Raw genomic sequence first — 5,178 nt, 5'->3', positions numbered from 1 at the left:
CGTTAGGGCCGGCGGCGTTGACGACGATGCCAGCCTCCAGCGTCTCGCCATTGCCCAGGCTCACTCCCGTGACGCGGTTGCCATCGCGCGCGATGCCGGTGACATCTGCGGCGATGAAATCGACTTTCTTCTGCCGCAGCGCCTTGCGGAACAGCGTCAGCATCGCATGCGCGTCGAACCAGCCTTCGCCGGTGCGGCCATAGGCGCCGGCTGAAATGCCCTCGGTCGACAGCCATGGGAACCGGCGCACCAGCTGATCCGCGTCCTCCAGCACAATGTCGGCGCCCTCGGCCATCTGCGCCTGGTGATTGCTCCTCAGGATCGGCAAGCCGTCCTCGCCGGCAAGGATGAGGTAGCCGCCCTCGCGAAAGCCGATATCGGCGTCATCCCCGAACTCTTCCTTCAGCCGCCGGAACAGCTTCAGCGTGAACTGCGACAGGCGGATGTTTTCCGGGATCGAGAATTGCTGGCGGATCGAGGCCATGGACAGCGTCGTTGCCGCATGCGCGAATTGCGGATCACGCTCGACCAGCGCGATCGTGCCGGAAAACCCTTGCTCACGCAGGTAATAGGCGACCGAGGAGCCGACGATGGCTCCGCCGATGATGACGATGTCGTAGCGCATGTTCTCTCCGATCCGGCCGATAGTGTCCTTCACGCCACCGGCAGAATGACCTCGAAGCGCGTGCCGCGCTCGCTGTCAACCAGCGCGATCATACCATCATGCGCTTTCAGGAGGGCCAGCACGATGCCAAGCCCCATGCCGGTGCCGCCCTGTTCGCGCCGCGTGGTGAAGAACGGCTCGAAAATGCGCGCCCGGTTGCTCGGCGAAATGCCGGCACCGTCGTCGCTGACCAGGATGCTCGCCTTGCCGCCGGCGCTCGTAGCGGAGACAGAAACCTGCGTCGCGCCATGCCTGGCCGAATTGTCGATGAGATTGGCCAGCACGATAGCCGCGTTCTCGGCCGATATGCGCAATCTGATGTCGCCGCCGGCCCCGATGCTAACCGTGAGCCTGCTATCGACGGGCAGCAGCGACAGTGCCGCACCGAGCGATGTGCTTTCGCCGCTCGGCGCCAGGTTTTCGGCGCGCGCCAGGTCGAGCAGGCGCCGCACCAGCAGATTGAGCCGCCCCGCATCGGTGACGATATTGTTGGAGAAACGCCGCCGCTCCGCATCGTCCATCGCGCCACCGGAATCGCGCAGCAATTCGGCCGCGCCCTGGATCGCCGTCAGCGGCGATTTGAGCTCATGCGAGACATGTGTGGCGAAAGTCTGGACCGAGTCCGACCGTGCCTGAAGCTTCTCGGCCATGTCGAGGAAGGCTGCGGACAGCTCCGCCATCTCTCGCGTGCCGTGGTGGTCGAGCGGCCGGATCGCCGTGCGGTCGCCGGCGGCGATGCGCTCGGTGCGGTCGATCAGCGCATAGATCGGCCGGCTGACGGTGCGCAGGAAGATGAGACCGATGAGCAGCGTGCCGCCGAGAATGGCGATCGCCGCCAACGTCACCTTGCCGCGTTCGCCATAGAGATGCTTGATGATGTTGTTGGGCGTCCGCGACACATAGACGACGCCGGCGACCTGGCCGTCGACAGCGACCGGCAGGGCGACGAAGACACGCACCTTGGTGCCGCGGCTGACCGAATAGAGCGGTGGCGTCGGCTGGTCGGGAATGCGCAGCCTGAGCGCGCTGGCATAGTGGCCGGCAAGTGCTGTGCGCACCTCTTCGACCGCACTGAGCGACTGGCCGACCTCGCCGCGCCCGGCAATGACGACGCCCCGGGGGTCGAGCAGCCGGAAGCCGGCCAACGTGGTTTTCTGGGTGGCGTCGAGGATGCCGGACAGGCGCGCGCCGATCACCGCGAAGGCGGGATCGACGATCACCGGCATCGCCGCCGGCCGGGTCGGCAGGACATAATCCGAGGCAAGATCGAGCTGCGGTTCGATTGGCCTGTAGAGCGGGTCCGGATTGACGCTGCGGCTTGAATCCCCACTTGGCTCCGGCATCGGCGCACCGAGCTTTTCCGGTGGGATGCCGGCGTCACGTACATCCCGCGCATAGATGGCGGCGATGGCAGCGCCTTGCGCGATCAGCTCCGCCTCGGTCTGGCGGATCAGCTGGTTCTCGTAGAGGCGGAAGAAGAACAGGCCGACCAGTGGCAAGGCCATCACCATGATCAGGATGGCGACGACGACCGTGGCAAGCCGTGGCCGCCATTTGCGGCCGATCCATTTGCTGGAGGCCGTCAGCCGCATCGGCCAAGCCGGAAGCCGACGCCATGCACCGTCTCGATGACATTTGGGCAACCCACGGCTGCCAGTTTGGCGCGGATGTTGCGGATGTGGCTGTCGACGGTGCGGCCGGCGACGTGGATGTTTGCGGCATAGGCGCTGGCCGTCACCGCGTCGCGGTCGAGCACATGCGCCGGCCGCGCCAGGAACCCCTTCAGGATCGAGAACTCTATTCCTGTCAACGATAACGGCTTGCCGTCGAAGCTGGCGGTATGGCTGGCCGGCGCCAGAGCCAGTTTGCCATGCGAAAACTGCCTGTCGTCGGCCGGTTCGGGCACCGCCGGGCGGGCGCGCCGCAGGATGACGTTGACGCGGGCAACCAGCTCGCGCGGGCTGAATGGTTTCGTCACATAGTCGTCGCCGCCCATTTCGAGCCCGAGGATGCGGTCGATCTCCTCGTCGCGCGCAGAGAGGAACAGCACCGGCACATCGGATATGTGCCGCAGCCGCCGGCAGACCTCCAGCCCGTCCATTTCCGGCATGCCGATATCGAGCACGACGAGGTCCGGTGCCCGGCGGCCGATTGCCTGCAAGGCGGCGGCACCGTCGGCCACCCCTGTCGTTTTCATGCCGGCCTTCTCCAAGGCAAAGCAGATCACCTCGCGGATGTGCGGGTCATCGTCGGCGACGAGGATGTGATGCGGCATGGATCAGCGGCCCGGCATGGAAGGTTCGATAGCGGAGGGAATCACGAACGGCTCCTTGGTGTCGAGATATCGAAGCAGCCGCCAGTCGCGAAAGCTCCAGGCCCGCCAGTTCTGCTGGATAGTTCGATACCAGATTTCGTCGCTGCCGCGCACGCCGGCCAGTTCGCGGACAGTGCCGGCGGCCGCCGTCTTGCCCTGGTGCTCGAGGAAGCGATCAAGCGCGGGAAACGCGCCCGGACCGAGCGAGTGAAGATACCAGGCGTCTAGGGGAATGCCCTGGCCGGTCATTTCGAGGGAATGGTCGACATTGTAATTGGCGATCGTTGCTGCGAAATTGATGAAACAGCCGGCATAAAGCGTCAGGGATAACGTCAGAAGATTGGCGGACAGCAGCCATTCGTTGGATTTTCTAAGCGCGATGCGGGCAATGATCAGGGCAAGGCCTGCTGCCACCAGCCCCATCCAGACAAAGGCGGCGACGCGCCAGTAGGTCAATGCATAGATGCCGACATAGAGGTCGAGCCGCAGGATCGACGAGATGACCAGCATGATGTTCTGCGCCACCCAGACATAGACCAGCCGGCGGATCAGCGGATCGGCCGAGGTTTCGCTGCCGGGTCGCAGCGCTGCCAGCACGAAGCCGGCGGCAAGCAGTGCCGTGACGATCAAGGGATAGGCGCCACGATGCGCGTAGGAGGCGTAGCTCAGCCCATCGGGAAGCGCTGCCCCGCCCCACAGATAGGCGGCGTCGAGCGCCGTCTGCAGCGCAAACAGGATGTTGAAGACGATCAGGGCGCGCAGGATGGCGGCCTTGCCGAACAGGATGTCTTCGATGGTGGTGGCGGTTTTGCCGGCTTGAGCGCTGACCGCCGGCAACGCGCGCGGGATGCGGCGAACCAGGCGCGGCATGCGCGGTCGCAGAAAAGCCCAGACAGCGGCGAGCACGAACAGCCAGAAGGCAATCCGCGCCAGCTGGATAAGATCGAGCAGCCTCACGAGATCGATCAGCGACAGCCAATAGTCGATGACCGGATTGGCGGCACCGAACAGCGCCAGGAAGACCGCGCCCAGCGTCAGCGGCATCACCCAGACGGCGATCGCCGCCAGCCGGATGCGGCGCCCACCGAACCGCCGCGCCGTCCTCCGCCAGCGGATGAAATCAATGACGAAGCGGAACGGCGCCGCCAGCCCGAACAGCACGATCTGCCCGGCAATGCGGGCGATGCTGTGCCGCAGCCGACCGCTCAACGAAAGCGCGAAGACGGTCAGCGCCGCCAGCGCGATCGAGACCGACAGGGTGCTGACATTTTCAGCCAGCGGCAGCAGCGGGACAAGCAAGGCGATGGGCTTGAGCCAGACCCGGCCGTCGTTGAAGGCGGCCGGGTGCACAGCGACGACCGCCGCGGCAATCAGCAGGGCGAACAGGAAAACCGTGATCCCGGCGGGCTGGCCATAGAACAGAAAATCCGCGAGCGCTGCCAGCAGGATGGCGACACCGAAACGGCTGCAATAGCTCGGCGCGGCGGAGAACAACGCTGTCATGACCTGGCTTTCCTGATGGCTTCCAGCCGAACCGTTGGCGGGCTTCTGCGGACAAAGGGAATGAGGGTTGCGACGGGACACGCGCGCGGCGGATCGGCCAGCCACCAGCCCTCGCTCCGCAGTCGGTGAGGCAGGGACCAACGGGGCTTTGCTCGCTTGTGCATGCCGCTTGTCTCGCAAGCGGGCGGGGAAAGGGCAGGGCGGATCCGAGGAGGTTTTCCGCAGGCCCGTGCAGTTTTCGTGCAGGGGTAAACGCTGCCGATCTCCCCCCTCGTGGGGGAGATTGGTAGCTTCATGCCCCGACTTGCCTCACCCGCCCACAAGCGGCATAGATCATCCATGGAAACCTATCGCCCGCGCCGCTCCGTGCTCTACATCCCGGCCTCCAGCGACAAGGCCTTGGCCAAGATCGCGCAGCTTGCCTGCGATGCCATCATCATCGACCTGGAAGACGCCGTCGCTCCGGCCGACAAGATCGCCGCCCGCGAAAAACTGGCCGGCATTTTCGCCGGCCATTCCGAGAGACGCTGCGAGATGATCGTGCGCATCAATGCGATATCAGGCGAATGGGGCGCCGACGACCTGCTGGCTGCCGCAAGCTGCGAACCCGACGGCATCCTTCTGCCCAAGGTCGACACGCCGCGCGACCTGCTCGCGGCCGGCGACGTGCTCGACGATAATTTCGCTCCCCACAGCG

Annotated in this window: 5 protein-coding genes; 1 reads left to right on the top strand and 4 read right to left on the bottom strand. The window is 65.4% G+C overall.

What is annotated here, in order from left to right; translation table 11 throughout:
- The 4 genes from ENZ75_RS19970 to ENZ75_RS19955 all read right to left on the bottom strand — a co-directional run.
- A partial coding sequence (locus tag ENZ75_RS19970) for an FAD-dependent oxidoreductase (RefSeq protein ID WP_164887880.1) occupies positions 1-625 on the bottom strand: 625 nt, incomplete at its 3' end.
- Between the two features lie 29 nt (positions 626-654).
- Positions 655-2,256, bottom strand: a complete 1,602-nt coding sequence (locus tag ENZ75_RS19965; protein ID WP_063169569.1) for an ATP-binding protein — start codon at positions 2,254-2,256, stop codon at positions 655-657.
- Positions 2,247-2,939, bottom strand: a complete 693-nt coding sequence (locus ENZ75_RS19960) for a response regulator transcription factor (protein WP_063169570.1) — start codon at positions 2,937-2,939, stop codon at positions 2,247-2,249. Before ENZ75_RS19960 ends, ENZ75_RS19965 begins: the two co-directional genes overlap by 10 nt.
- Positions 2,940-2,942: 3 nt before the next feature.
- Positions 2,943-4,481: a DUF4173 domain-containing protein gene (locus tag ENZ75_RS19955; RefSeq protein WP_063169571.1), complete on the bottom strand. Its 1,539-nt coding sequence runs from the start codon at positions 4,479-4,481 to the stop codon at positions 2,943-2,945.
- Positions 4,482-4,820: 339 nt separating this feature from the next.
- Here ENZ75_RS19955 and ENZ75_RS19950 point away from each other — a divergent pair.
- Positions 4,821-5,178: aldolase/citrate lyase family protein (locus tag ENZ75_RS19950; RefSeq protein WP_245481181.1), on the top strand; the 358-nt coding region annotated here is incomplete at its 3' end.

This window comes from Mesorhizobium sp. M7A.F.Ca.CA.002.04.1.1, from assembly GCF_004022805.1.
GTDB lineage: Bacteria > Pseudomonadota > Alphaproteobacteria > Rhizobiales > Rhizobiaceae > Mesorhizobium > Mesorhizobium ciceri.
Note: the sequence above shows the minus strand (reverse complement) of the source record. Positions and strands in the feature narration are given on the sequence as shown.

Bases quoted from the DNA above. Each gene is read 5' to 3' on its own strand.
- ENZ75_RS19965 (WP_063169569.1), bottom strand. From the start codon at position 2,256: ATGCGGCTGACGGCCTCCAGCAAATGGATCGGCCGCAAATGGCGGCCA.
- ENZ75_RS19960 (WP_063169570.1), bottom strand. From the start codon at position 2,939: ATGCCGCATCACATCCTCGTCGCCGACGATGACCCGCACATCCGCGAG.
- ENZ75_RS19955 (WP_063169571.1), bottom strand. From the start codon at position 4,481: ATGACAGCGTTGTTCTCCGCCGCGCCGAGCTATTGCAGCCGTTTCGGT.